Source organism: Cupriavidus sp. 22TCCZM04-2, from assembly GCF_057798895.1.
The window spans coordinates 137,989-163,846 of the sequence record NZ_JBYOJS010000014.1 but is presented as its reverse complement, the minus strand read 5'-3'; the positions used below and the strand labels follow the sequence as shown (position 1 = coordinate 163,846).

At 65.0% G+C, this 25,858-nt stretch carries 20 protein-coding genes; 1 reads left to right on the top strand and 19 read right to left on the bottom strand.

Annotation, left to right across the window (positions count from 1 at the left end; all coding sequences use genetic code 11):
• Positions 1-96: 96 nt before the first annotated feature.
• The 5 genes from pstS to AC3FKG_RS20585 all read right to left on the bottom strand — a co-directional run bounded on the left by pstS (position 97) and on the right by AC3FKG_RS20585 (position 6,467).
• Entirely contained in the window at positions 97-1,128 is a 1,032-nt protein-coding gene (gene pstS / locus AC3FKG_RS20605; protein ID WP_483708564.1) for a phosphate ABC transporter substrate-binding protein PstS, read from the bottom strand.
• Positions 1,129-1,367: 239 nt separating this feature from the next.
• Positions 1,368-2,711, bottom strand: a complete 1,344-nt coding sequence (glmM, locus tag AC3FKG_RS20600; protein ID WP_483708565.1) for a phosphoglucosamine mutase — start codon at positions 2,709-2,711, stop codon at positions 1,368-1,370.
• Positions 2,712-2,746: 35 nt separating this feature from the next.
• Complete coding sequence (folP, locus tag AC3FKG_RS20595; protein WP_488744013.1) at positions 2,747-3,565, bottom strand: dihydropteroate synthase; 819 nt, start codon at positions 3,563-3,565, stop codon at positions 2,747-2,749.
• A 205-nt stretch (positions 3,566-3,770) separates the two neighbouring features.
• Positions 3,771-5,654 (bottom strand): ATP-dependent zinc metalloprotease FtsH, encoded by a 1,884-nt coding sequence (gene ftsH, locus AC3FKG_RS20590; protein WP_483708567.1) that lies wholly within the window; start codon positions 5,652-5,654, stop codon positions 3,771-3,773.
• 135 nt (positions 5,655-5,789) lie between these two features.
• Positions 5,790-6,467 carry an RlmE family RNA methyltransferase gene (locus AC3FKG_RS20585; protein ID WP_483708568.1) on the bottom strand — a complete coding sequence of 226 codons (678 nt, stop codon included), beginning with the start codon at positions 6,465-6,467 and terminating at the stop codon, positions 5,790-5,792.
• Positions 6,468-6,674: 207 nt separating this feature from the next.
• Here AC3FKG_RS20585 and AC3FKG_RS20580 point away from each other — a divergent pair, with 207 nt between their 5' ends.
• Complete coding sequence (locus AC3FKG_RS20580; RefSeq protein ID WP_483708569.1) at positions 6,675-7,178, top strand: YhbY family RNA-binding protein; 504 nt, start codon at positions 6,675-6,677, stop codon at positions 7,176-7,178.
• Positions 7,179-7,223: 45 nt separating this feature from the next.
• Here AC3FKG_RS20580 and AC3FKG_RS20575 read toward each other — a convergent pair whose 3' ends face one another.
• The 14 genes from AC3FKG_RS20575 to AC3FKG_RS20510 all read right to left on the bottom strand — a co-directional run bounded on the left by AC3FKG_RS20575 (position 7,224) and on the right by AC3FKG_RS20510 (position 25,805).
• The gene (locus tag AC3FKG_RS20575) at positions 7,224-7,727 is read right to left on the bottom strand and encodes a DUF4149 domain-containing protein (RefSeq protein WP_483708570.1); all 504 of its coding nucleotides are present in this window, start codon (positions 7,725-7,727) and stop codon (positions 7,224-7,226) included.
• Positions 7,728-7,760: 33 nt separating this feature from the next.
• A complete protein-coding gene (greA, locus tag AC3FKG_RS20570) occupies positions 7,761-8,237 on the bottom strand; it encodes a transcription elongation factor GreA (RefSeq protein WP_483708571.1) in 477 nt (158 codons plus the stop codon).
• 224 nt (positions 8,238-8,461) lie between these two features.
• Positions 8,462-11,710 (bottom strand): carbamoyl-phosphate synthase large subunit, encoded by a 3,249-nt coding sequence (carB, locus tag AC3FKG_RS20565; protein ID WP_483708572.1) that lies wholly within the window; start codon positions 11,708-11,710, stop codon positions 8,462-8,464.
• Between the two features lie 79 nt (positions 11,711-11,789).
• Positions 11,790-12,470: a leucine efflux protein LeuE gene (gene leuE / locus AC3FKG_RS20560; protein WP_483708573.1), complete on the bottom strand. Its 681-nt coding sequence runs from the start codon at positions 12,468-12,470 to the stop codon at positions 11,790-11,792.
• Between the two features lie 49 nt (positions 12,471-12,519).
• Positions 12,520-13,656 (bottom strand): glutamine-hydrolyzing carbamoyl-phosphate synthase small subunit, encoded by a 1,137-nt coding sequence (gene carA, locus AC3FKG_RS20555; RefSeq protein ID WP_483708574.1) that lies wholly within the window; start codon positions 13,654-13,656, stop codon positions 12,520-12,522.
• 333 nt (positions 13,657-13,989) lie between these two features.
• Positions 13,990-14,400 carry a RidA family protein gene (locus tag AC3FKG_RS20550; RefSeq protein WP_483708575.1) on the bottom strand — a complete coding sequence of 137 codons (411 nt, stop codon included), beginning with the start codon at positions 14,398-14,400 and terminating at the stop codon, positions 13,990-13,992.
• 39 nt (positions 14,401-14,439) lie between these two features.
• Positions 14,440-14,889, bottom strand: a complete 450-nt coding sequence (locus AC3FKG_RS20545) for an acyl-CoA thioesterase (protein ID WP_483708576.1) — start codon at positions 14,887-14,889, stop codon at positions 14,440-14,442.
• Positions 14,886-16,562 (bottom strand): AMP-binding protein, encoded by a 1,677-nt coding sequence (locus AC3FKG_RS20540; RefSeq protein WP_488744000.1) that lies wholly within the window; start codon positions 16,560-16,562, stop codon positions 14,886-14,888. The genes AC3FKG_RS20545 and AC3FKG_RS20540 overlap by 4 nt, the downstream gene beginning before the upstream one ends.
• A 50-nt stretch (positions 16,563-16,612) precedes the next feature.
• On the bottom strand, positions 16,613-17,779 hold the full coding sequence (locus tag AC3FKG_RS20535) for an acyl-CoA dehydrogenase family protein (protein ID WP_483708578.1): 1,167 nt from the start codon (positions 17,777-17,779) through the stop codon (positions 16,613-16,615).
• A 33-nt stretch (positions 17,780-17,812) separates the two neighbouring features.
• Positions 17,813-18,664, bottom strand: a complete 852-nt coding sequence (locus tag AC3FKG_RS20530; protein ID WP_483708579.1) for an enoyl-CoA hydratase family protein — start codon at positions 18,662-18,664, stop codon at positions 17,813-17,815.
• A 63-nt stretch (positions 18,665-18,727) separates the two neighbouring features.
• Positions 18,728-19,528: an SDR family NAD(P)-dependent oxidoreductase gene (locus tag AC3FKG_RS20525; RefSeq protein WP_483708580.1), complete on the bottom strand. Its 801-nt coding sequence runs from the start codon at positions 19,526-19,528 to the stop codon at positions 18,728-18,730.
• On the bottom strand, positions 19,528-21,897 hold the full coding sequence (locus AC3FKG_RS20520) for a bifunctional salicylyl-CoA 5-hydroxylase/oxidoreductase (protein ID WP_488743999.1): 2,370 nt from the start codon (positions 21,895-21,897) through the stop codon (positions 19,528-19,530). Before AC3FKG_RS20520 ends, AC3FKG_RS20525 begins: the two co-directional genes overlap by 1 nt.
• 182 nt (positions 21,898-22,079) lie before the next feature.
• The gene (locus AC3FKG_RS20515) at positions 22,080-23,972 is read right to left on the bottom strand and encodes a propionate--CoA ligase (RefSeq protein WP_488743998.1); all 1,893 of its coding nucleotides are present in this window, start codon (positions 23,970-23,972) and stop codon (positions 22,080-22,082) included.
• Between the two features lie 174 nt (positions 23,973-24,146).
• Positions 24,147-25,805, bottom strand: coding sequence for a transglycosylase SLT domain-containing protein (locus AC3FKG_RS20510; RefSeq protein WP_488743997.1), 1,659 nt, complete (start codon positions 25,803-25,805; stop codon positions 24,147-24,149).
• Positions 25,806-25,858: the final 53 nt, after the last annotated feature.

Here is a 25,858-nt window from a genome sequence, read left to right as displayed (position 1 = left end):
TGTCGATGATTTGGCAGGCGCCGGCGGCAAGCCGCCGGGCCACTCAACCGGCCGCGGCACACGCTGCGGCCGGCTGCCATGCAGTCGGACTGCGGCTTAGTACAGTGCCTTGCCCGAAGCGTCCTTGACGCTGGTCTTCCAGGTGGTGCGAATCTGGTTCACGACCGCCTCGGGCAGCGGCACGTAATCCAGGTCGGCAGCCATGTTGCCGCCGCTCTTGTAGGCCCAGTCGAAGAACTTCAGCACTTCAGCACCCTGCGCCGACTTTTCCTGGTTCTTGTGGACCAGGATGAAGGTGGCACCGGCGATCGGCCATGCCGTCTTGCCCGGCTGGTTGGTCAGGATCTGGTAGTAGCTCTTGCTCCAGTCCGCGCCGGCGGCGGCGGCCTTGAAGGCATCGTCACCCGGCTGGACCACGGCACCCGACGCGTTCTTCATGTTCAGGTAGGTCATCTTGTTCTGCTTGGCGTAGGCGTATTCGACATAGCCAATTGCGCCGTTCAGACGCTGCACGAACGCGGCCACGCCTTCGTTGCCCTTGCCGCCGGTACCGCCGCCCGGCCAGTTGACCGTGGTGCCCTCGCCCACCGACTTCTGCCAGTCAGGGCTCACCTTCGACAGGTAGTTGGTGAAGATGAAGGTCGTGCCCGAGCCGTCAGCGCGACGCACCGGCAGGATGTCCTGGCTCGGCAGCTTGGCGTGCGGGTTCAGCGCCTTGATGGCCGGATCGTCCCACTTCTTGATCTTGCCCAGGTAGATGTTGGCCAGCACTTCGCCGGTGATGGTGAGTTCGCCCGGCTTCACGCCTTGCAGGTTGATCACCGGCACCACGCCGCCGATCACCGTCGGAAACTGGACCAGGCCCTGCTTGCTCAGGTCCTCGTCCTTCAGCGGCGCGTCGGAGGCGCCGAAATCGACCGTCTTGGCGCCAATCTGCTTGATGCCGCCCGACGAACCGATGGATTGATAGTTGACCTTGTTACCCGTTGCTTTTTGGTATGCATCGGCCCACTTGGAATACACGGGCGCCGGGAAGGAAGCGCCTGCACCGGTAATTTCCGCCGCGAACGCAGTACCCGCTACGACCATCGAAACGATGCCTGCCACGGCAGTCTTGACCAGCTTCATATGTCCTCCAGAGAACATTGGTTGGGAATGACAAATTTTTGACAAGACGAACTCTAAGCCGCGTATATGACAATTCCATGACATCTTCAAATCTTCTTGAAAGCCAATGGTGATGCGGGTCTCTCACAGCCGCCCTGCCCAGGCCATGTCAGGAGATGTCATCTGTTAATTGCGTTATCGGGCAAAAAAAAGCGCCGGAACATGTCCGGCGCATCGCTATCGGCGGGGGTTAGCGTGGTTCAGGCACGCAAGGCCTCTGCCAGTGTCTGCGCGGCGCGCTCAGCGGTTTCGGCCTTCTCGGCCTCGACCATCACGCGGACCACGGGTTCGGTGCCCGACGCACGGATCAGCACGCGGCCGCGGCCTGCCAGTTCTGGCTCCACCAACGCTTGCGCCGCCTTCAGGCCGGCATGTGACTGCCAGTCAAACCCCTTCTCGACACGGACGTTGATAAGCTTCTGCGGAAACAGGGTGACACCCTCGAGCAGGCCCGCCAGTGTCTTGCCGCTGCGGCGCAGCGCTGCCAGCACCTGCAGCGCGGAGACGATGCCGTCGCCGGTGCTGTGCCGGTCCAGGCACAGCAAGTGGCCCGAGCCCTCGCCGCCAAGGATCCAGTTGCGCTTGTTCAACTCTTCGAGCACATAGCGGTCACCGACCTTCGCCCGCACAAAGTCCACGCCAATACGCTTGAGCGCAAGTTCCACCGCCATATTGGTCATCAGCGTACCGACGGCGCCTTCCACGGCCTGACCTTCCGCCATGCGGTCGCGTACGATCAGGTACAGCAATTCGTCGCCGTTGTAGAGGCGGCCTTCGCTGTCCACAACCTGCAGCCGGTCCGCATCCCCATCGAATGCCAGCCCCAGGTCGGCACCGTGTTCACGCACTGCCTCCACCAGCTTTCCCGGTGCGGTGGCCCCGTATCCGTCATTGATATTGCGGCCGTCAGGCTGGTTGCCGATCGCCACGACATCCGCGCCAAGCTCGTGGAAGACATGCGGAGCGATGTGGTAGGCGGCACCGTGCGCGCAGTCCACGACCAGCTTGAGGCCGTGCAGGTCCTGGCTGTTCGGGAAGGTGCTCTTGCAGAATTCGATGTAGCGTCCCGGGGCATCGTTGATGCGCCGTGCACGCCCGAGGTCGTCGGATGGCGCGCAGACCATCGGATCATCCATGGCGGACTCGATCTGCGCCTCGACCTCGTCGGGAAGCTTGTCTCCGTCGGCCGAGAAGAACTTGATGCCATTGTCGTAATACGGATTGTGGCTTGCCGAAATGACCACGCCCGCCGACAGCCGCAGCGCGCGCGTCAGGTAGGCGATGCCGGGGGTCGGGAGCGGCCCGGTCAGCAACACATGCACGCCGGCCGAGGTAAAGCCGGCCTCCAGCGCTGCCTCCAGCATGTAACCGGAGATCCGCGTGTCCTTGCCGATCAGCACGGTCGGCCGCCCCTGCGCAGTGCGGGCGCCATGGGCGAGCACCTTGCCAGCGGCGTGTCCCAGCCGCATCACGAAATCCGGGGTGATCGGCAGCTCGCCGACCTTGCCCCGTACGCCATCTGTCCCGAAATACTTGCGCGTCATTCGATTCGTCCTTTCTTTCTTGCTCTGTCTGGCAACTATTGCTGCGATACCTGCGATGGCTGGTCGACAGTCGTCACAGCCTCATTCCGTACGGCCCACCAGGTCTGGAGGGCATCCACCGTATCCTGTACATCATGCACGCGCACGATAAAAGCGCCCCGCTCTGCCGCACAGACCGCCGCGGCAATGCTCGCCGCCACACGCTGCATCGGCGGCCGGCCGCCCAGGATCGCGCCGAGTGTCGACTTGCGCGACAAGCCCACCAGCAGCGGCAGCCCAAACCTTTCCAGTGCGGGCAACTGCCCGAGCAGGCGCAGATTATGATCCGGAGTCTTGCCAAAGCCAAATCCCGGGTCCAGCGTGATGCGCGCGGGGTCGACGCCGGCCTTGCGCAATTCAGCCACGCGTTCTCCGAGGAAGTCACCCACCTCGGCCACCACGTCGGCGTAGTGCGGATCCTCCTGCATGGTCTGCGGATCCCGCTGCATATGCATCACGCACAGGCCGGCCTGCCCTTTGGCAACCGCCTCGATGGCACCGGGCATGCGGAAGCCCCAGATATCGTTGATCAGATCGGCACCGGCCGCCAGAGATGCGCGCATCACCTCCGGCTTGTAAGTGTCGATCGACAGCGGCCTGCCGCAGTCGCGCAATGCCTCGACGATCGGAATCACGCGGGCCAGTTCCTGGTCCAGCGGCAAGGCAGCCGAACCCGGGCGGCTCGACTCGCCCCCGATATCGAGGATGTCCGCGCCTTGCCCAATCAGTTGTTCGGCATGCCGCAGCGCTGCGTCCCGCGTGGCGTGCTTGCCGCCATCCGAGAAGGAGTCGGGCGTGACATTGAGAATGCCCATGACGAGCGGGCGACGATCCAGTGCAAAGCGATAACGGCCGCACTGGAAATACGGGGATGGCGAGGTCTGCTGCAAGGTAGGAAGGCGCAATGGGAAAAGGGTGGTTCTACGCGCGTGCCGCGCAGAAACAAGAAAGCCGGTGCAGAGGCACCGGCTTGTCGGAACTACCAGGCGATCAAAGTCCTGTGAACAGCGATCCGAGCCGTCAGGCCGCGGCGGGCGCGTTCGAAGGCGCCACCGGCGAACCACCGGACGGGGCATTGCCGCCGCCGTTCGGACCTGACACACCGCGCGGCGGACGCGGCGGCTTGCCAGCCATGATGTCGTTGACCTGATCGGCGTCGATCGTTTCCCACTCCATCAGCGCGGCAGTCATGGCCTCGACCTTGTCGCGGTTCTCTTCGAGCAGGCGCTTGGCCAGCGCGTACTGATCGTCGATGATGCGGCGGATCTCGTAGTCAACCTTCTGCTGCGTGGCTTCCGACACGGTCTTCGACGACAGCTTGCCGAACATGCCATCCTGCTCGGTATCGACGTAGACCATGGCACCGAGTTCGTCGCTCATGCCGAAGCGGGTCACCATGTCGCGCGCGATCTTGGTCGCGCGCTCGAAGTCGTTGGACGCGCCAGTGCTCATGGCATTGAGGAAGACCTCTTCCGCCGCACGGCCACCGAAGAGAATCGCAATCTCTTCGAGCATGTTGTCCTTGTACTTCGAGTACTTGTCATGCTCCGGCAGCTGCCAGGTCACGCCCAGCGCCCAGCCACGCGGCATGATCGTGACCTTGTGGACCGGATCGGCCTTCGGCAGCAGCTTTGCCACCACCGCATGGCCGGACTCGTGGTAAGCCGTGGCCTTGCGCTCTTCTTCGCGCATGACCGTCGACTTGCGCTCCGGACCCATGTAGATCTTGTCCTTGGCGTCCTCGAAGTCCTGCATGTCGACCACGCGCTTGCTGCGGCGGGCGGCGAACAGCGCGGCCTCGTTGACCAGGTTGGCCAGGTCTGCGCCCGAGAAGCCCGGCGTACCGCGCGCGATGATCGAAGCATCCACATCGTTGCCGATGGGTACCTTGCGCATATGGACCTTCAGGATCTGCTCGCGGCCGCGGATGTCCGGCAGCCCCACATAGACCTGGCGGTCGAAGCGGCCCGGACGCAGCAGCGCCTTGTCGAGCACGTCGGAGCGGTTGGTCGCGGCAATCACGATCACACCCGAATTGGCCTCGAAGCCGTCCATCTCGACCAGCATCTGGTTGAGGGTCTGTTCGCGCTCGTCGTTACCGCCGCCCATGCCGGCGCCACGATGGCGGCCGACCGCGTCGATTTCATCGATGAACACGATGCACGGCGCCTGCTTCTTGGCGTTCTCGAACATGTCGCGCACGCGGGCAGCGCCCACTCCAACGAACATTTCAACGAAGTCGGAACCCGAAATGCTGAAGAACGGCACCTTGGCTTCGCCGGCGATGGCGCGCGCCAGCAGCGTCTTGCCGGTACCCGGAGGGCCGACCAGCAGCACGCCGCGCGGAATGCGGCCGCCCAGCTTCTGGAACTTTTGCGGGTCCTTCAGGAAGTCGACCAGTTCGACGACTTCTTCCTTGGACTCGTCGCAGCCGGCGACGTCCTGGAACGTGACGGCATTCTGGTTTTCATCAATCAGGCGTGCGCGCGACTTGCCAAACGAGAAGGCTCCGCCTTTCCCGCCGCCCTGCATCTGCCGCATCATGTAGAACCAGAACACGATGATCAGCAGGGTCGGTCCGAGGTAGTACAGCGCCTGGACCAGCACATTGGGTTCATCGTCCGCCTTGCCGGTCACCTGAACGCCGTACTTCATCAGGTCGCCGACCATCCAGATGTCGCCCGGCGAGATGATGGTGTACTTGGCGCCCTCTTTCGGCGACACCACGAGGTTGCGGCCCTGCACGTCGACACGCGACACCTTGCCGTTCTTGGCGTCATCCATGAACTGCGAATAGGTGACGCCGTCCTGTGCACGGGGCTTGTCGAACTGCTTGAAGACGGTAAACAACACCAGCGCGATCACGAGCCAGATTGCCGCCTTTTGAAACAGGTTGTTATTCAAGGCCGAACTCCTTTGCAATTGCCTTGCCAACGGATAGCTGCATTGTAATGCAGCACCCGCCCCGAAGGGGTAACACCGAAAACTATGGAGCCAATAGCCCCCCGGGACCAGACAGCCCGGCTTCCGCCGGATCCGTCAATTCATGACTTTGAGGTAACGCCCAAGGATAAATGTTTCAGAGGATTTGTCACGCGACGCCTTGGGCTTGCGTGCCGCGACCACCTTGAACTGCCGTTTGAACTTCTCGACGATCTGGCTGTAACCACTACCGTGGAAGCACTTTACCAGTAATGCCCCGTCCGCCTTGAGATGGGCCTGGGCAAAATCCAATGCCAGCTCGCACAGATACTCGATGCGGGCGGCGTCAGCAAAGGCCACACCGGACAAGTTGGGGGCCATGTCAGACAATACAAGGTCGATCTTTGCACCGCCGGAAGCTGCCAGGACCACTTCCTCAAGCTGGCGGAACACTTCTTCCTCGCGAAAATCACCCTGGATAAACGTGACGTCCGCGACCGCCTCCATGGGCAGGATATCGATGGCCACTACCGCGCCATCCGGCTTGCCATCGACCGCCCGCGCAGAGGCCGCCAGCTTGTTGCGCGCATACTGGCTCCAACTGCCGGGCGCGGCGCCCAGGTCGACAATGACCTGGCCTGGACGGATCAGGTTGTCCTGCTCGTCGATTTCCTTGAGCTTGTAGGCCGCGCGGGCGCGATACCCCTCGCGCTGGGCCATCTTCACATACGGGTCGTTGATATGGTCGTGGAGCCACGACTGGTTGAACTTGTTCTTCGACTTGCCTTTGGCCATTCTGATTACGCCTGTTTCCTGTTTGCCGGCTCCCCCGCGAAGCGAGCACGCCGCAATTTCTTGCCTGTTTTGCCGTTTCTTGCCGCCAACCTGCGTTGATTTGGCGGATAATACGCGCCAATCGCATGCCAGCGGTGGCCAATTCGGGCCGCCATTGCCCGTTCGGGCCGTTGGCAGCACTTATTCCTGCGCCGTCAGCGCCTATTTATGTCCGCACTTCAACTTATTCCAGCCCAGCGCTCCGAACTCCGCTCCCGTGCCCACGGCCTCAATCCGGTCGTGATGATCGGCGCGGAAGGCCTCACGCGCGCGGTGCTGGCCGAAATCGACCGCAGCCTGGCGTCGCACGACCTGATCAAGATTCGCGTGTTCGGCGACGACCGCGAAGCGCGTATCGCCATCTACGAATCCATTTGCGATGAACTGAGCGCCGCACCGATCCAGCATATCGGCAAACTGCTGGTTATCTGGCGGCCGGGCGACGCCCGCCTCAAGGAAAACCAGCCTCAGGATCTCGGTCGCCACACGCCGGTCCGCCGTGGTGGCGCCGCGCCCCGTACCGTGACGGTGAAGAAGCCCAGCGGCGCACCCAACCGCCGTCCGACCCGCAAGGACGTCACGGTGCTGGGCAATGAACGCGTCACCGCCGGCGGCAACGTCAAGCGCTCGCGTGCCCGGCCCGCCAGCCCGAAGAAAAAGGCGCTGGCCTGAACGAAGGCGGCCCGAGCGGGCCGCCTTTTTTCATACATTCGCCGGCTATTCGCCGGCGGAACGCGGCGCCGAAGCGCGCCACACCAGCGCCAGCGCCAGAAGGCTCTGCACCAGGTAGAAGGCGCTGGAAACGCCGTGCAGCATGCCGAACTGCGCGCGGAACGGCGACTCCGACACGCCGACACCGAGCGCCGTCGCCTTCTCCTTGAGGCTGCCCATGAATGGCTGGGTGCCGAAATAGCCCACCAGCACGCAACACAGCATGGCCAGTACCAGCCAGCGCAGAGCCCGATATCGGTTGGCACCGCGCCGGATCAGCACGTTGCATAGCACAAGCTGCAAGACGCCGATGGTCACGCCAAGGATAGCCTCGGTCTGGAACAGATGGCCGGCGATCATGCCCGCCATTTCGCGGCTCGGCAGGACCGAGAACAACGTCGGCGCCACCATGTAACCCACCGTCCACAGGCTGCCGGCCCAGACAACCGTCAGGAGCAGGAAGATGCGGTGGGGCAGCGGCGGCAGGCTTGAGTAGGAAGTAGAGAACACGATCCGCTTGGTCCAGTCGGTCGGGTACCGACTTCAGATGTAGCGGACGGTGATGACTTCGTACTCGCGGTCACCGCTGGGCGCCAGGACGGTCGCAACGTCGCCCTCGAACTTGCCGATCAGCGCACGCGCGATTGGCGAGCTGACGGAAATCTTGCCGCTCTCCAGGTCAGCCTCGTCATCGCCGACAATCTGGTAGCTCACCGGGCTGCCGGATTCGAGGTCTTCCAGGTCTACCGTGGCACCGAACACGATGCGGCCATCCGTATCCAGCTGGGTCGGGTCAATGACCTGCGCTGTGGACAGCTTGGATTCGACTTCCAGAATGCGGCCTTCGATGAATGCCTGCTTTTCCTTGGCAGCATCGTACTCGGCATTTTCGGACAGGTCGCCCTGCGCACGGGCTTCGGAGATGGCATTGATCACTGCCGGACGCTCGACAGCCTTCAGGCGTTGCAGTTCTTCCTTCAGCAGTTCGGCGCCACGCTTGGTAATCGGAATGGTGCTCATGTCTTCGATCAACAAAAAAATGAGCCGCAGCGGAGCTGGAACCATGCCCGGCACATAATCCAGGGCACTTCCGCTCAACCGCGGCTTCGGATGGGGAAGGCGCCCGGGGATACCGGGCGCCGATCGATGAATTCGACGTAGTTTAGGACAAGATGCCCGCAGGCAGCAACACCGGCGGGCCGCCAGCCCTTGACGGAGCGCAATCGCCCCGCCAGGTCATATTGTTACCCCAGCGTCGCATGCAGGCCCTGCAGGTCATAGACCTCCAGGCTCTGCATGTGCTTGAGGCCCTCCACCGCAGCGCTCGCGCCGGCGATGGTGGTGTAGTAAGGCACGCGGTTAGCCAGCGCCGAGATACGGATGGAACGCGAATCGGCAATCGCGCCGCGGGTCTCGTCCACCGTGGTGAACACCAGCGCCAGTTCGCCGTTCTTGATCATGTCCACGATATGCGGACGGCCATCCTTGACCTTGTTGACCACCCGGACCGGGATGCCGGCGGCTTCGATGGCCGAGGCCGTGCCGCGCGTGGCGACGATCGGGTAGCCCATGTCGTGCAGCATGCGGGCCACGGCAACGGCGCGTACCTTGTCGCTGTCCTTCACGGTGATCAGCACGGTGCCCTTTTCCGGCAGACGCGACCCCGCGGCCAGCTGGCTCTTGAAGAGCGCCTCGCCGAACGACTTGCCCACGCCCATCACTTCACCGGTGGAACGCATTTCAGGTCCGAGGACCGGATCGACGCCCGGGAACTTGTTGAACGGGAACACCGCTTCCTTGACGCTGTAGTACGGCGGCACCACCTCGTCGATAACGCCCTGCGAGTCCAGCGACTGGCCGGCCATGCAGCGCGCGGCGATCTTGGCGAGCTGCATGCCGGTCGCCTTCGACACGTACGGCACGGTACGCGAGGCACGCGGGTTCACTTCCAGCACGTAGACGGTGTCGACACCGTTGCTCTGCTGGATCGCGAACTGCACGTTCATCAGGCCGACCACGTTCAGGGCCTTGGCCATGGCAGCGGTCTGGCGCTTCAGTTCGGCCACGGTTTCCGCCGACAGCGAGTACGGCGGCAGCGAGCAAGCCGAGTCGCCCGAGTGCACGCCAGCCTGCTCGATGTGCTCCATCACGCCGCCGATGAACACGCGCTTGCCATCCGACAGCGCGTCGACGTCGCATTCGATCGCATCGTTCAGGAAGCGGTCCAGCAGCACCGGGGAATCGTTCGACACCTTGACGGCCTCGCGCATGTAGCGCTCGAGGTCGCGCGGCTCGTGCACGATTTCCATCGCGCGGCCACCCAGCACGTACGACGGACGCACCACCAGCGGGTAGCCGATTTCCTCGGCCAGGCGCAGCGCTTCGTCCTCGGCACGTGCGGTGCGGTTGGGCGGCTGGCGCAGGCCAAGCTCCTGCAGCAGCTTCTGGAAGCGCTCGCGGTCTTCCGCGGCGTCGATCATGTCCGGCGTCGTGCCGATGATAGGCACGCCGTTGCGCTCCAGGTCGAGCGCGAGCTTCAGCGGCGTCTGGCCGCCGTACTGCACGATCACGCCGACCGGCTTCTCGATCGCGACGATCTCGAGCACGTCTTCCAGCGTCACCGGCTCGAAGTACAGGCGGTCCGAGGTGTCATAGTCGGTCGACACGGTTTCCGGGTTGCAGTTGACCATGATGGTCTCGTACCCGTCTTCGCGCAGCGCCAGCGCGGCGTGCACGCAGCAATAGTCGAACTCGATGCCCTGGCCGATCCGGTTCGGGCCGCCGCCCAGCACCATGATCTTCTTCTTGTCGGTCGGGCTGGCCTCGCACTCGCCATGCTCGGCCTCGTAGGTCGAGTACATGTAGGCGGTGTTGGTGCCGAACTCGGCCGCGCAGGTGTCGACGCGCTTGTACACCGGACGCACGTTCTGCGCGATGCGCGCCTCGCGCACAGCCTTGGCGTCGGTTTTCAGCAGCTTGGCGAGGCGGCGGTCGGAGAAGCCCTTCTGCTTCACGTAGCGCAGCTCGGCCGTCGACAGGCTTGCCAGCGTGCGCGCCTTGATCTGCCCTTCGGTCTTGACGATGTCCTCGATCTGGGCCAGGAACCACGGGTCGATCGCGGTCTCGGCATATACCTCTTCGAGAGACATGCCCAGGCGGAATGCATCTCCCACGTACCAGATGCGGTCCGGACCGGCCTCGCCGATTTCCTCGACGATCTCGTCGCGGTCGGTGGACTTCTCGTCCAGGCCGTCCACGCCGACTTCGAGGCCGCGCAGGGCCTTCTGGAACGATTCCTGGAAGGTGCGGCCCATGGCCATCACCTCGCCCACCGACTTCATCTGGGTGGTCAGGTGGCTGTCGGCCTGCGGGAATTTCTCGAAGGCGAAACGCGGCACCTTGGTGACCACGTAGTCGATCGACGGCTCGAACGAAGCCGGGGTCGCGCCGCCGGTGATCTCGTTCTTCAGCTCGTCCAGCGTGTAGCCGACGGCCAGCTTGGCCGCGACCTTGGCGATCGGGAAGCCGGTGGCCTTCGAGGCCAGCGCCGACGAACGCGACACGCGCGGGTTCATCTCGATCACGATCATCCGGCCATCCTTCGGATTGATCGAGAACTGCACGTTCGAGCCGCCGGTATCGACGCCGATCTCGCGCAGCACGGCCAGCGAGGCATTGCGCAGGATCTGGTATTCCTTGTCGGTCAGCGTCTGGGCCGGGGCCACGGTGATCGAGTCACCGGTGTGGATGCCCATCGGGTCGAGGTTCTCGATCGAGCAGATGATGATGCAGTTGTCCGCCTTGTCGCGGACCACTTCCATCTCGTATTCCTTCCAGCCCAGCAGCGATTCTTCGATCAGCAGTTCGCGCGTCGGCGACAGGTCCAGGCCGCGCTTGCAGATCTCTTCGAATTCTTCGCGGTTGTAGGCAATGCCGCCGCCGGTGCCGCCCAGCGTGAACGAGGGACGGATGACGATCGGGTAGCCGCTGGTGCCGGTTTCCGTGGCGATTTGCGACTGCACGCCCATGGCTTCGTCCATGGAATGCGCGATGCCGGACTTGGCCGAGCCCAGTCCGATCTTGGTCATCGCATTCTTGAACTTCTGGCGGTCTTCGGCCTTGTCGATGGCTTCCGGCGACGCGCCGATCAGTTCGACCTTGTACTTGTCCAGCACGCCGTGGCGATGCAGGTCCAGCGCGCAGTTCAGCGCGGTCTGGCCGCCCATGGTCGGCAGGATCGCGTCCGGACGCTCTTTCTCGATGATGCGCTCGACCACTTCCCACGTGATCGGCTCGATATAGGTCACGTCGGCCGTGGCCGGGTCGGTCATGATGGTCGCCGGGTTCGAATTGACCAGGATGACCTTGAAGCCTTCCTCGCGCAGCGCCTTGCAGGCCTGCGCGCCGGAATAGTCGAACTCGCACGCCTGGCCGATGATGATGGGGCCGGCGCCGATAATCAGGATGCTCTTGATGTCTGTGCGTTTTGGCATTGCACTATCTCTTTTTTGGCCGGCCGCCCGTTCGGGACGGCCGCGCCGGAATATCAGGAATCCCGCGGGATTCGGAAAATCAGCTCAGGGTGGCCGTGGCCAGCTTCGCGCCGAAGCCGATGAACATGGCGCCCACGCCGCTCGACACGCCCGCCGACAAGCGGCGGCGGCGGCGAAAGGCGGCGGCCAGTTTCACGCCAACGAAGATCAGCGTCGTCAGGTACAGGAAGCTGAAGATCTGCACGACCACGCCCAGTGCGAGGAACGCCAGCGCCGGATAGCCGAAGCCCGGGTCGACGAACTGGATGAAGAACGAGATAAAGAACAGGATGGCCTTGGGGTTCATCAGGCTGATGATGAGCGCCTTGCGGAACGGGTTCGACTGGTCGACGGGCATGGCCGCGGCGGCATTGATTGCCTGCCCCGCCTGACCTGCCTTGGACCCGTTGCGTACCGCCCCGCGCAGCATGTTGAACCCGATCCAGCCCAGGTACGCCGCGCCGATGTACTTCACGACGTAGAACAGCGCCGGGCTGGCCTGGAGCAGCGAGGCGACGCCTGCCGCCGACAGCACCATCAGCACCGCATCGCCAAGGAACACGCCGCAGGCACCCTTGTAGCCCGTGCGCACGCCGCGCTGCGCCGCCACGGACAGCACGTACATCGAATTCGGCCCCGGCAGCAGCACGATAAAGATCGTGCCCAGCACATAAGTCCAGAAATCGGTGATGCCGAAAGCGGTATGCATGAAGGCGTTCATGGCGTGTCCCTGTTCCCTGCTCGTCCCTGTTTCTCGAATGGCGCCGCGCTTACTTGCGCGCGTCCGCCATCATCTTCGTGAAGCGGTCGAACAGGTAAGCCACGTCGTTCGGGCCCGGCGACGCTTCCGGGTGGCCCTGGAAGCAGAAGGCCGGCTTGTCGGTCAGCGCGAAGCCCTGCAGCGTGCCGTCGAACAGCGACACGTGCGTCACGCGCGCGTTGGCCGGCAGGGTTTCAGCATCGACCGCGAAACCGTGGTTTTGCGACGTGATCATCACACGGCCGTCATCCAGGTCCTTGACCGGATGGTTGGCGCCGTGGTGGCCGGCCTTCATCTTCAGCGTCTTGGCACCGATGGCGAGAGCCATGATCTGGTGGCCTAGGCAGATGCCAAAGGTCGGGATGCCGCGCTCGATGAATTCGCGCGTGGCCTTGATGGCGTAGTCGCACGGCTCCGGGTCGCCGGGGCCGTTGGACAGGAACACGCCGTCCGGATTCAGCGCCAGGGCGTCGGCCGCGCTGGCCTGGGCCGGCAGCACCGTCACCTTGCAGCCGCGCTCGGCCAGCATGCGCAGGATGTTGAACTTCACGCCGTAGTCATAGGCGACCACGTGGAACTGCGGCTTGTCCTGCTTGCCGTAGCCCGCGCCGAGCGCCCATTCCGACTGGGTCCACTCGTACGGTTCCTTGACCGACACTACCTTGGCCAGGTCCATGCCGGCCAGGCCGGGGAACGAGCGGGCCAGGTCGATGGCCTTCTGCACATTGTCCTCGCCAGCCAGGATGCAGCCGTTCTGGGCACCCTTCTCGCGCAGGATTCGGGTCAGCTTGCGGGTATCGATGCCCGCGATCGCCACGACCTTTTCCTGCTTCAGGTAATGGCCGAGCGTGTGCTCCTTGCGGAAATTCGATGCCAGGATCGGCAGATCCTTGATGATCAGGCCGGCGGCATGGACTTTCGTGGCTTCAATATCCTCACGGTTGACGCCGTAATTCCCGATGTGCGGATACGTCAGCGTGACGATCTGCCGGGAATAGCTCGGGTCGGTGAGGATTTCCTGGTAACCGGTGATGGCGGTGTTGAACACCACTTCGCCGATGGTATGGCCGGATGCGCCAATGGAATAGCCACGAAAGACCGTGCCGTCTGCAAGCGCGAGAATGGCGGACGGAAAAGACGGTAACACGGGTAGGCTCCTGCTGGACTCACCCCGTGCCCGACCTGATCAACGCCTCGTGCCCCTGGAAGAGATCCGGTACGGCCGCACTGGCAAGGCTGCCATTGCGGCGCGACTCGGTCGCAGCGCGCTCTTTGCATCACATATTTCAATGCTGGCAACACTGCGCGGACGGGGGCGGCGGAAGGTGGAAAGCGGTTGGCGCTAGGGTGAAGGGTTCTGAAAGCGAAACTTTCGGATTATATCCCGCACCGGGCAATTTCTCAAGTTTTCAAGGACTTGCGTGCGGCACGGGCCATGCCTGCGCCGCCCCGTCCGCTCCCTGCCACCCCGGCATCCGCGTTAGGCAGCCGGCGGCACCACCGCCGTGACCTCGATCTCTACCTTGGCACGCGGCTCCACCAGGTCCGCGACCTCCACGGCCGTCATCGCCGGGAAATGCCGGCCGATGCTGTCCCGGTAATGCTGGCCGATAACCGGGTAAGCCGCCACGTATTCCGCCTTGTCCTTCACATACCACGTCATGCGCGTGATGTGCTCCGGCTTTGCGCCGCCCGCCGCGAGCACTGCGACGATATTGCGCAAGGTCTGGGCCACTTGCAGGCCGAAGTCGTCGGTCTCGAACTCGCACTGGCCGTTCCAGCCGATCTGGCCTCCGACAAAGATGAGCCGGCTGCCGGCCTGCATCTCTGTCATGATGCCGTTGGAATAGCCGCGCGGTGCGGCCCAGTCGGGCGGCTGCAGAATCTTCATGATTGCGTCCTGAGGTCTTGGTTACTCGAATAGTCTTCTTCAAATGCCCCGGCCGGCCGGTGCGGGCAGGCTGGCATCCAGGTACTGCGTCATGGCGTGCCGCACCGGGTCTGGCAACGGTCTTGGCGCGATCTCGCCCGTGTCGACGCAGACGAGCCGCTGCGTCACTTCCAGTCGCAAGCCGCCGTCGGGGCCAATGAACCGCACCTGCACCGTGAAGCTCGATTGCCCCAGTTTCAGCACGCGCAGTTCACGCGTGAGCGATTCACCCAGACGGCTGGGCGCGACGAAGCGGCAGTGCAGATCGGCGGTCGGTACGCCGGCATGCCCCGTACCGTGCATAGCACTGAAAGGCCAGTCCAGCGCCTGGGCAAACCAGTCTTCGATGAAGTCGTTGAGCATCTCGAAGTAGCGCGGATAGAACACGATGCCGGCGGCATCGCAATGCCCGAAGCGCACCAGCACGGCGTTGCGGAACACCTCGTTCATGGCTTGGCGGCCCCGGTCCCGCCGCCATTGCCCTGCTGCGCCAGCTGGCGCAGCCGGAAGCGCTGCAGCTTGCCGGTTTCCGTGCGCGGCAGCGCCGGCACGAAGACGATGCGCCGCGGATATTTGTATGGCGCGATCTGGCGCTTCACGTAGTCCTGCAGCGCAGCGCGCGTAGCGTCGCTGGCCTCCACGCCTTCGCGCAGCACGACGTAGGCCGTCACCACCTGGCCGCGCTCCGCGTCCGGCGCGCCGACCACGCCGCACTCCGCCACGTCCTTGTGCTGCATCAGCGTGCCTTCCACCTCGGGGCCGGCGATGTTATAGCCGGCGGAGATGATCATGTCGTCGGAACGGGCCTGGTAGAAGTAGTAGCCGTCCTCATCCATGTAGAACGTGTCGCCGGGCAGATTCCACCCGGCCTTCACGTAGTTGGCCTGGCGCGGGTCGTCCAGGTAGCGACAGCCCGTCGGGCCGCGCACCGCCAGTTTGCCCACTGTGCCCGGCGGTACCGGCTGCATGTCCTCGTCGACGATCTGCGCGATGTAGCCCGGCACAACCTTGCCGATAGCGCCCGGCCTCACCTCGGCGCCCGCGCTCGAAATGAAGATATGCATCATCTCCGTGCCGCCGATGCCATCGGTCATTTCGATGCCCGTGGCGGCCTTCCACGCCTGGCGCGTTGCATCGGGCAGCGCCTCGCCGGCCGACACGCTTTTCTTCAGGCTGCGCAGGTCGTAGCGCGACGCCAGCGCGGCCATCTGGCGATAGAACGTTGGCGCCGTGCACACGATGGTCGCGCGGAAGTCCGCAATCAGTTCCAGCAGCGTATCCGGCGTGAGCTTTTCGGCCAGCACGGTGCTGGCGCCGATGCGCCACGGAAAGCACAGGATGCCGCCCAGCCCGAACGTGAAGGCGATCGGCGGCGTGCCGCAGAAAATGTCATCCGGCTCAGGCCGCAGTACGTGGCGCGGGAACAGGTCGCACATCGCCAGCACGTCGCGGTGGAAGTGAACCGTGCCCTTGGGCTGGCCGGTCGTGCCGCTCGTGAAGGCGATCAGGCATACGTCGTCGGCCGCCGTGTCGCAGGAATTGAACGTGTCCGGCTTGCCGGCCATCGCGGCTTCCAGCGAACCCTCGCCTGCGCCGTTGAAGTACAGCGCCTGCGTCAGGCTCGGGCAGTGAAACTCGCCACCGGCTTGCCGGTTCGCCTCCAGGTCCTCGTGCAGCCGCACATCGCACAGCGCCGCGGTGACCTGTGCCTTGTCGATGATCTGCTTGAGCTCCTTCGCGCGCAGCAGCGGCATGGTCGGCACGGCGATCAGCCCTGCCTTGATGGTCGCCAGCCAGCTCGCCGCCATCATGACGTTGTTCGGTCCGCGCAGCAGCACGCGGTTGCCCGGCACCAGGCCCATGTCCTCGGTCAGCACATGGGCGATGCGGTTGCTCAGCGCCGCAAGCTGAGCATAGGTGATGGTCTCCATGCCGCCGTCGCGCCGCTGGCGAACCGCCACGCGCTCGCCGCGGCCTTCGCGCACATGCCGGTCAACCAGTTCCACGGCGCAGTTCAGGCGCTCGGGGTAATCGGTATCCGCGTTGAAACGGAATTCCGGCCACGCCTGCGGCGGGGGCAGCCGGTCGCGGGCGAAGGTATCGAGATGGGCGGTGGTCGCCATGACTTGTCTCCTGTCTGCTGCGTCGCTGACTTGACGGGTGCCGTGCCGGCTCAGCCTGCCGCCGCGAGCGTTTCGCGCGCGATGATCAGCTTCTGCACTTCGGTGGCGCCTTCGTAGATGCGCAGCGAGCGGATCTCCCGATAGAGCCCTTCCACGCGCGTGCCGACCTTGACGCCGAGGCCGCCGAACATCTGCACCGCGCGGTCGATCACCTGCTGTGCGTTTTCCGTGGCCACCATCTTCGCCATGGCCGCCTCGCGCGTGGTGCGCACGCCCTTCACATCGCGCAGCCAGGCCGCGCGATAGGTCAGCAGCGCCGCCGCATCGATGGCAGTCGCCATGTCGCCGATGGCGGCTTGCGTGAGTTGCAGGTCGGCCAGCACGCCACCGAACATCGGCCGGGCGCGGGCACGGGCCAGCGCTTCATCAAGCGCGGCGCGGCCAAAACCGAGCGCGGCCGCCGCCACCGAGGCACGGAAGATGTCCAGCGTCATCATCGCCACCTTGAAGCCCTGCCCGGGCTCGCCGAGGCGGTTAGCCACCGGCACGCGGCAATTATCGAAGCGCAGCGTTGCAAGCGGGTGCGGCGCCATCACGTCGATCCGTTCGGCAACGCTCAGGCCCGGCGTGTCGGCATCCACCACGAAGGCTGAAATGCCGCGCGCACCCGGCGCCTCGCCGGTGCGCACGAACACGCAGTAGAAATCGGCAATGCCGCCATTGGAGATCCAGGTCTTGGCGCCATCGATCACATAGTGGCTGCCATCGGCATCGAGCCGCGCGCTGCATTGCATCGCCGCCACGTCGGAGCCGGCGTCCGGCTCGGACAAGGCAAAGGCTGCAATGGCCTCGCCGCGCGCCACGCGCGGCAGGTAGCGTTCGCGGATCCCGGCGCTGCCGGCGAGCGAAATTGCGCCGGAGCCAAGGCCCTGCATGGCGAAGGCAAAATCGGCCAGGCCATCATGGCGCGCCAGCGTTTCGCGCAGCAGGCACAGCGCGCGCGAATCGAGCTTCGGCAAGGCTCCGCCATGCTCGGCCGGCACGCAGTAGCGCAGCCAGCCGGCTTCACCCAGCTTGCGCACCAGTGCGCGGCAGGCGGCGTCGGTATCGCTGTGATCCACCTTCAGGCTGGCCGCGCACCACGCGTCCAGCTCGCGCTCCAGCAAACGGTGCGAGTCGTCGAGCAGCGGCAGGTCTAGATAGGTCTTGTCGGACATCGGGAATCCCTTTGGTTCGCGCTTCAGTCGCTGTCAGTCGCCTTCGAACACAGGCTTGCCCTTGGCGACAAAGGCCTCGTAGGCACGTCGGAAGTCACGCGTCTGCATGCAGATGGCCTGCGCTTCGGCTTCCGCCTCGATCGCTTCATCAAGACCCATATTCCACTCCTGGTGCAGCAGCTTCTTGGTCACGCCGTGCGCGAAGGTCGGGCCCGCGGCAAGTTGCGCGGCGAGCGCGTGCGCCTCGGCCAGGACCTTGTCCGGCGCATGCAGCGCGTTGAAGAAGCCCCACTGCAAACCCTCCTCGGCCGTCATCACGCGACCGGTGTAGAGCAGTTCGCTGGCGCGACCCTGCCCGATCACGCGCGGCAGCAGCGAGCATGCGCCCATATCGGCGCCGGCCAGGCCCACGCGCACGAACAGGAATGCGGTTTTGGCCTGTGCCGTCCCCACGCGCATATCGGAGGCCAGCGCCATCATCGCACCAGCGCCTGCGCAGATGCCGTCGATCGCACTGATGACAGGCTGCGGGCAGGCACGCATGGCCTTGACCAGATCGCCGGTCATGCGCGTGAAATCGAGCAGTTCGGGCATGCTCATCTTCGTGAGCGGTCCGATGATCTCGTGCACGTCGCCGCCGGAGCAGAAATTGCCGCCGGCGCCCGTGACCACCACGGTCTTGATATCGCTGGCATAGCACAGCGCGCGGAACAGGTCGCGCAGTTCGGCATAGGAGTCGAACGTCAGCGGGTTCTTGCGCTCCGGGCGATTCAGCGTGATGGTGCCCACCTTGCCGTCGTCCGAGACGGACCACAGGAAGTGTTTCGGCTTGTAGTCCGCGAAGCTGCGCTTGTGGTGGCGCATATCGAGTGCGATATCGGTCATGTTCTCTCTCTGTCAGTTCGGTGGGCAACGCGATCCGCTGCCTGTTCGCTGGCGCTGCCGCGCTTATCCTGTCATTACTTCCCCGCCCGCCACGGCAATCGCCTGTCCTGTGATCGCGCTGGCCGACGGGCGGCACAGCCATGCCACGGCGTCCGCCACTTCGTCGGGCCGCACCAGGCGGCGCTGCGGATTGCGCGCGGCCAGCTCGGCGCGTGCTTCGGCTTCGGTGCGACCGGTCTTGTCGACGATATTGGCCACGGCGTCGCGCACGATGTCGGTCTCCGTATAGCCGGGGCACACCGCGTTGACGGTAATTCCGCTGCGCGCGGTCTCCAGCGCCAGCGCGCGCGTCAGGCCGATCACGCCGTGCTTGGCCGCGCAATAGGCGCTGACGTAGCCGTAGCCGACCAGTCCGGCAGTGCTTGCCACGTTGACGATGCGCCCCCACCCTGCCGCCGTCATGGCGGGCAGCGCGGCCTGCGTGCACAGGAAGGTTCCCGTCAGGTTGACGTCCAGCATGCGCTGCCACAGCGCCAGGCTGGTCTTGCCGAACGGCGCGCTGTGCGCCTGGCCGGCGTTGTTCACGAGCACGCTGACCGGACCCGCCTTGGACTGCGCAACGGAGAACGCGGCGGCGACGCTGTCCGCATCGCTGATATCCGCCGGGACCGCTGTCAATACAGCGCCATCGGCGAGCAGCGCACGCAGCTCGTCCGCAGCACGCTCCAGCACCTGCACATCGCGGCCCACCAGCGTGACGCTGGCGCCTTCAACCAACAGCCGGCGCGCAATGGCCGCGCCAATACCGCGGCCGCCGCCGGTCACCAGCGCGTGCCGGCCCTGCAGGGAATCGACCGCCATCATCAATGCTCCACCACGCCGCGGACCATGGCTGCGGCGCGTTCCAGGTTGGTTTCGAGCTGGCGCTTGCCGGCTTCATACTGGCGCGGCCAGCTCACGTCGCGATAGCCAAGCTTGGCCGCTTCATGCAGCGTCCAGGCCGGATCGGCCAGGTGGGGGCGCGCCACGGCACACAGATCGGCACGGCCGGCCGCGATGATGCTGTCGACATGGTCGGCCTCGAAGATCGCGCCCACCGCAATGGTCGGGATATCCGCCTCGTTGCGGATGCGGTCGGCGAAAGGGGTCTGGTACATGCGGCCATACACCGGCGCCTGGTCGGGACTGACCTGACCGGACGAGCAATCGATCATGTCGGCGCCGGCCGCCTTGAAGGCCCGTGCGATCTCCACGGCATCGTCCGGCGTGATGCCGCCTTCGACCCAGTCGTGCGCGGAGATGCGCACCGAAATCGGCTTGTCCTGCGGCCACACCGCGCGCACCGCCGCGAACACTTCGAGCGGATAGCGCAGGCGGTTGGCCAGCGTGCCGCCATACTCGTCGGTGCGCTGGTTGGATAGCGGCGAGATGAATGTCGACAGCAGGTAGCCGTGCGCGCAATGCAGTTCGAGCCAGTCGAAGCCGGCCTGCGCGGCGCGGCGCGCGGCTGCGACGAAGTCATCGCGCACGCGGTCCATGTCGTCGCGCGTCATCTCGCGCGGCACCTGCGATTCACCGGGCAGGTAGGGGATCGGCGACGCCGACAGCAGCGGCCAGTTGCCCTGCGGCAGCGGATGGTCCATGGCCTCCCAGCCGAGCTGTGTCGAGCCCTTGCGGCCGGCATGGCCGAGCTGCATGGCGATGCGCGCATCGCTGTTGGCATGGACGAAATCGACGATGCGCTTCCAGGCATCGCGCTGCGCATCGTTCCACAAACCCGGGCAAGCCGGCGTAATGCGCGCATCGGGCGACACGCAGGTCATCTCGGCCACCACCATGCCGGCGCCGCCGAGTGCGCGCGAGCCAAGGTGGACAAGGTGAAAATCTCCCGGCACGCCGTCCACGGCCGAATACATCGCCATCGGGGACACCACCACGCGATTCTTCAGCGTCACGCCCCGTATCTGGAACGGCGTGAACATGGGCGGCACCGGCTTGTCTTCACGCAGGCGCAGCGTCTCGGGCGACACGCCGGCCCGGGCTGCCAGCCAGTGCTCGAACTTCTGAACATAGCCAGCATCGCGAGCACGCAGGTTCTCGTGCGAGATGCGCTGCGAACGCGTCAGCAGCGAATAGGCGAACTGCTCGGGTTCCAGCGCCGCATAGCGCTCGACGTTCTCGAACCACTCGGTGGAATTGCGCGCGGCGTTCTGGATCTTCAGCACCTCGACGCCGCGGGTGGCCTCGTAGCGCTCCAGCGCCGCCGGCAAGGCATCGTGCGCGGAAGGGCCGGCGCTGGCGATCTCCATGGCCAGGTCGATCGAATCTTCCAGCGCCAGCTTGGTGCCGGAGCCGATCGAGAAGTGCGCCGTATGCGCGGCATCGCCCATCAGCACCACCGGCACGCGGCGGCCGTCGGGCAGCGTGTTCCAGTGCACCCAGTGCTTGCAGATCACGCGCGGGAAGCGGATCCAGTTCGCCGAGCCGCGCAGGTGGGTGGCATTGCTGATCAGCTTGTTGCCATCAAGATATCTGGCGAAGAGCTTCTCGCAGTACGCCACGCCCTCCTCCTGGCTCATCTGCTCGATGCCTGCAGCGCGCCAGACCTCTTCCGGCGTCTCCACGATGAAGGTGGAGGTGTTGTCGTCGAAGCGGTAGGCATGGGCCTGGAACCAGCCGTGCTCGGTCTTCTCGAACGCAAAGGTGAAGGCGTCGAACAGCTTGTGCGTGCCCAGCCAGACAAAGCGGCACTGGCGCGTGTCGATATCGGGCTGGAAGGTTTCGGCGTAGCGCGTGCGGATGCGGCTGTTCAGGCCGTCCGAGGCAATGACGAGGTCGGCCCGGTACTGCATGGCCAGCGCCTGGTCGTCGCTGACATCGGTCTCGAATACCAGCTTCACGCCGAGCGCTTCGCAGCGCGCCTGCAGGATATTGAGCAACCGCTTGCGGCCGATGCCGATAAAGCCATGGCCGCCCGAGCGGATGGTGCGCCCGCCAATGTGGATGTCGATGTCGTCCCAGTGGTTGAAGGCCTCGTTGATCTCGACGGCGCTGACCGGGTCGGCCTGCTTCAGGTTGTCCATGGTGGCGTCGGAGAACACCACGCCCCAGCCGAAGGTGTCGTAGGGGCGGTTGCGCTCCACCACCACGACTTCGTTGTCAGGGTCCTGCAACTTCATCAACAGGCCGAAGTACAAGCCAGCCGGGCCGCCGCCAATACAAAGCACTCGCATCTGTCGTCTCCGCCGTGCCGCCCGCCGCAGGCGGAAGCACGCATCTAAATCAGGTCTAAATATTTTATACTTCAAATATTAGTCCGCATGCGCGGCGCGTGCAAGCCGAATTTGCGATGTGTCCTGACGGGCGCACACCGCAAGTTTCGTCGGTCTCCGTGGCGCAGCCTCGGAGGCTGCGCTCAACTCTTCAGGGCGGATAGCAACTGTTCCAGCGCGGCGGGATCCTCGATCGTGGTGAGATCGCCCGGATCGCGCCCTTCCGCCACGGCCTGGATGGCGCGCCGCAGCAATTTGCCCGAGCGCGTCTTGGGCAGGACGTTGACGAAGAAGACGCGCGCGGGGCGCGCCACCGCGCCAAGCTGTTGCTCCACCGTCTTCATCAGTTCGCCCTCGAACGCCAGCCGCGCCTCGGGCGTCGCGGTGCGCGCGGCGTCACGGGCAATGCAAAAGCCCATCGCCACTTGCCCCTTGAGCGCGTCCTGCACGCCCACAACGGCCACTTCGGCCACGCCTGCGTGCGATGACAGGCTTTCCTCGATCTCGCGCGTGCCCAGCCGGTGCCCGGCTACGTTGATGACGTCGTCGGTACGGCCGAGGATGAACACGTAGCCATCCTTGTCGCGCACGCCCCAGTCGAACGTCGAATAGCACTGCCGGTTCGGCACCGCAGACCAGTAAGTCCGCACGAATCGGTCGTCGTCGCCCCACACGGTGCTCATGCAGCCAGGCGGCAACGGGCCGTCGATGGCCACCACGCCCTTCTGCCCGGGTGCGCATTCTTCGCCCGTATTCTCGTCCACGATGCGCAGGTCATAGCCATAGGCCGGCACGCCCGGAGAGCCCAGCTTGGGCGGCAGCACCGCAATGCCGCGCTGGATGGCGATGATCGGCCAGCCCGATTCCGTCTGCCAGTAGTTGTCGACCACCGGTTTGCCGATGCCCTCCTGGATCCAGCGCGCGGTCGGCTCGTCGAGCGGCTCGCCGGCCAGGAACAGCAGCCGCAGGCTCGATAGATCGTATTTCGTCAGGAAGGCGGGGTCCTGCTTCTTCAGTACGCGGATCGCCGTGGGCGCGCTGAACATCAGGTTGACCTTGTACTTCTCGACCAGTCGCCAGAGGATGCCGCCGTCGGGGCGGATCGGCGTGCCCTCGTACATCAGCGTGGTCATGCCGGCCAGAAGCGGGCCATAGACAATGTAGCTGTGCCCGACAACCCAGCCGATGTCCGACGCTGTAAACATGGTGTCACCGGCCTTGCCGCAGAAGATGTACTCCATCGAGGTCGCCAGCGCCACCGCGTAGCCGCCGGTGTCGCGCTGCACGCCCTTGGGCTTGCCGGTAGTCCCTGACGTGTAGAGCACGTAGGACGGCTCGGACGATTCCAGCCAGACGCATGGCACTTCGGTATCGGCCACGCGTTCACGCCAGGCCGCGTAGTCTTCGTCGCGGCCCGCGACGCGCGGCATGTCGGCGAGTTGGCGGTCGACCAGCAGCACCTTCTCGGGCTTGTGCCCGGATAGCCGGATGGCCTCGTCGAGCAGTGGCTTGTACGGTACCACCTTGCCGGCCCGCGAGCCGGCGTCGGCGCTGACGATCACACGCGGCTGCGCGTCGTCGATGCGGGCCGCCAGGCTGACCGAGGCAAAACCGCCGAACACCACCGAATGGATCGCGCCGATGCGAGCGCACGCCAGCATGGCGAACGCCGCCTCCGGAATCATCGGCATGTAGACCAGCACGCGGTCGCCCTTGCGAACGCCCAGCCTTTGCAAGGTCGCTGCCATGCGGCTGACCTCGTCGTGCAGCTGGGCGTAGGTAAAGGTGCGCTCCTGCTCGGTCTCGGTCGACACCCAGACCAGCGCCGGCTGTTGCGCGCGCGTGGCCAGGTGCCGGTCCACGGCGTTGTGGCACAGGTTCGTGCGCCCGCCGACAAACCAGCGCGTAAAGGGCGCGCGGCTGTTGTCCAGCACTTGTCCGAACGGGGTTTCCCAATCGATGCGCTGTGCCTGTTCGGCCCAGAACCCCTCGGGGTCGGCCAGCGAACGGGCGTGCACGGCATGGCTTGCCGTCATGGCAGGTCTCCTCCGCGTCGTGCGGGTAGTTATCATCCCTGCTAGTTTGCCACCGGCACGGCGTCCTGTGCGCCCCTGGCAGACGGGCATGCGCCACATCGCACAGCGACGCCCGGGCAACAAAAAAAGGGGCGTGCCGCCGGCAACGCCCCGTTTTACCGTTCATGCCGCACTTTAGCGGGTCTTGGCGGCCTTGGAACTGCCCTTGGACGACGCCTTCACCGTCGGTGCAGCCTTGGCCGCCGAAGCACGCGGCGCTCCCGAACTCTTGCCGGCTGCCTGCCGTGGCGCGGCTTCCACCGTCATGCGCTTGCGCGCTGTGGCCTTGCCCCGTGCAGGCGACGACACCCGCACCACTTCGGGCCTGTCGGCAGCCGGCTCTGCACGCGCGACCCTGACCGCCCCGCGGGCGCGGACCGGCACCATCAGCACAAGACTTTGTCCCGCCACCAGCTTGGTGCCGGACAGCTTGTTCCACGATTGCACCTGACCAGTCGACACGCCGTAGCGGTGTGCCACCGAGGTGACGGTATCGCGGCGGCCGGCGCGCACCACCACGCGGCGCGCATCGGGCAGGTCGGGCTCCATCGCCAGCATGGCGCTGTCGGCCAGCGTCGCGCTGATGTCCTGGTCGTGGGGGCCCGAGCGCGGGATCATCACCGTCGAGCCAGCCTTCAGCCGCATGCCGCGCGGAATGCTGTTGATCTCGCGCAGCGTGTCCGGGTCAATGTTCAGGCGCGCCGCCAGCGCTTCCACGCGCTCGCGGTTGTCCACCGTCACCGCGGTCCAGCTCGACAAACCGCCACGATAGGTGTTCAGGTTGTACTGGAAGCGTTCGGCGTTATCGAACGGCAGCAGGATCTGCGGATTCGAAGCGCCCAGGATGACCGGCTGGTTGAACGACGGGTTCAGCGCCTTGAATTCTTCCAGCGACATATTGGCCAGCTTGGCCGCGAGCTTGACGTCGATATCGCGGCTCGTGGTGACCGTGACGAAGTACGGATGGTCCGGGATCTCGGGCAACCGCACGCCGTAGGCCGCCGGGTTGGCGATGATATTCTTGACCGCCTGCAGCTTGGGCACGTAGTAGCGCGTCTCGTTGGGCATCGTCAGGCTGGCATAGTCCGTCGGCAGGCCACGCGCCTGGTTGCGCGCGATCGCGCGCGACACCGCCCCTTCACCCCAGTTGTACGCCGCCAGCGCCAGGTGCCAGTCGCCGAACATGTCATAGAGGCGCTGGAGATAATCGAGCGCCGCGTCGGTCGAGGCCAGCACATCGCGGCGTTCGTCCCGGAACATGTTCTGCTTCAGGTTGTAGGACTTGCCGGTGCTCGGAATGAACTGCCACATGCCCGCGGCCTTGGCGCTCGACTGCGCCTGCGGATTGAACGCGCTTTCGACGAACGGCAGCAACGCCAGCTCGGTCGGCATATTGCGCCGCTCCAGTTCCTCGACGATGTGATACAGGTAGCGGCTGGACCGGGCTACCATGCGCTCCATGTATTCCGGGCGTTGCGCGTACCACTGCGTGCGGTCATCCACCAGCGTGCCTTCCAGGTCCTGCATGGCGAAGCCCCGGCGGATGCGGTCCCAGATATCGGCGGACGGGCCGCGCAGCCAGTCCAGGCCGGGCTGATCAGCGTTGATCTTCACGGCGCCAGGCGCGACGGTCTTGTCGGCGCTGAGCGAGTTCAGCGGATCCTTGCCGCTGCGCGAGGAAGTCAGGGCGGTCGGGACGCCGGACGCATCGGCGCCGGGCGGTGTGGGCGTGCTGGCGCAGGCAGCCAGCAGCGCCACGCTTGCAAACACCGCCAGTAATCGACCAAATTTCATTAAATTCTCGAATTGTGACGCTAAAAGGTTGCGTGATGCTAAAAAAAACAGGC

What these genes read in the sequence shown, in the direction of transcription:
- greA (WP_483708571.1), bottom strand. Translation starts at nt 8,237, where the DNA reads ATGAGCACCATTCCGATTACCAAGCGTGGCGCCGAACTGCTGAAGGAA.
- AC3FKG_RS20515 (WP_488743998.1), bottom strand. Translation starts at nt 23,972, where the DNA reads ATGACGGCAAGCCATGCCGTGCACGCCCGTTCGCTGGCCGACCCCGAG.
- glmM (WP_483708565.1), bottom strand. Translation starts at nt 2,711, where the DNA reads ATGACGCGCAAGTATTTCGGGACAGATGGCGTACGGGGCAAGGTCGGC.
- AC3FKG_RS20585 (WP_483708568.1), bottom strand. Translation starts at nt 6,467, where the DNA reads ATGGCCAAAGGCAAGTCGAAGAACAAGTTCAACCAGTCGTGGCTCCAC.
- AC3FKG_RS20580 (WP_483708569.1), top strand. Translation starts at nt 6,675, where the DNA reads ATGTCCGCACTTCAACTTATTCCAGCCCAGCGCTCCGAACTCCGCTCC.
- pstS (WP_483708564.1), bottom strand. Translation starts at nt 1,128, where the DNA reads ATGAAGCTGGTCAAGACTGCCGTGGCAGGCATCGTTTCGATGGTCGTA.
- AC3FKG_RS20520 (WP_488743999.1), bottom strand. Translation starts at nt 21,897, where the DNA reads ATGCGAGTGCTTTGTATTGGCGGCGGCCCGGCTGGCTTGTACTTCGGC.
- AC3FKG_RS20550 (WP_483708575.1), bottom strand. Translation starts at nt 14,400, where the DNA reads ATGAAGATTCTGCAGCCGCCCGACTGGGCCGCACCGCGCGGCTATTCC.
- folP (WP_488744013.1), bottom strand. Translation starts at nt 3,565, where the DNA reads ATGGGCATTCTCAATGTCACGCCCGACTCCTTCTCGGATGGCGGCAAG.
- AC3FKG_RS20510 (WP_488743997.1), bottom strand. Translation starts at nt 25,805, where the DNA reads ATGAAATTTGGTCGATTACTGGCGGTGTTTGCAAGCGTGGCGCTGCTG.
- AC3FKG_RS20545 (WP_483708576.1), bottom strand. Translation starts at nt 14,889, where the DNA reads ATGAACGAGGTGTTCCGCAACGCCGTGCTGGTGCGCTTCGGGCATTGC.
- AC3FKG_RS20530 (WP_483708579.1), bottom strand. Translation starts at nt 18,664, where the DNA reads ATGACCGATATCGCACTCGATATGCGCCACCACAAGCGCAGCTTCGCG.
- AC3FKG_RS20540 (WP_488744000.1), bottom strand. Translation starts at nt 16,562, where the DNA reads ATGGCGACCACCGCCCATCTCGATACCTTCGCCCGCGACCGGCTGCCC.
- AC3FKG_RS20525 (WP_483708580.1), bottom strand. Translation starts at nt 19,528, where the DNA reads ATGATGGCGGTCGATTCCCTGCAGGGCCGGCACGCGCTGGTGACCGGC.
- leuE (WP_483708573.1), bottom strand. Translation starts at nt 12,470, where the DNA reads ATGAACGCCTTCATGCATACCGCTTTCGGCATCACCGATTTCTGGACT.
- AC3FKG_RS20535 (WP_483708578.1), bottom strand. Translation starts at nt 17,779, where the DNA reads ATGTCCGACAAGACCTATCTAGACCTGCCGCTGCTCGACGACTCGCAC.
- carB (WP_483708572.1), bottom strand. Translation starts at nt 11,710, where the DNA reads ATGCCAAAACGCACAGACATCAAGAGCATCCTGATTATCGGCGCCGGC.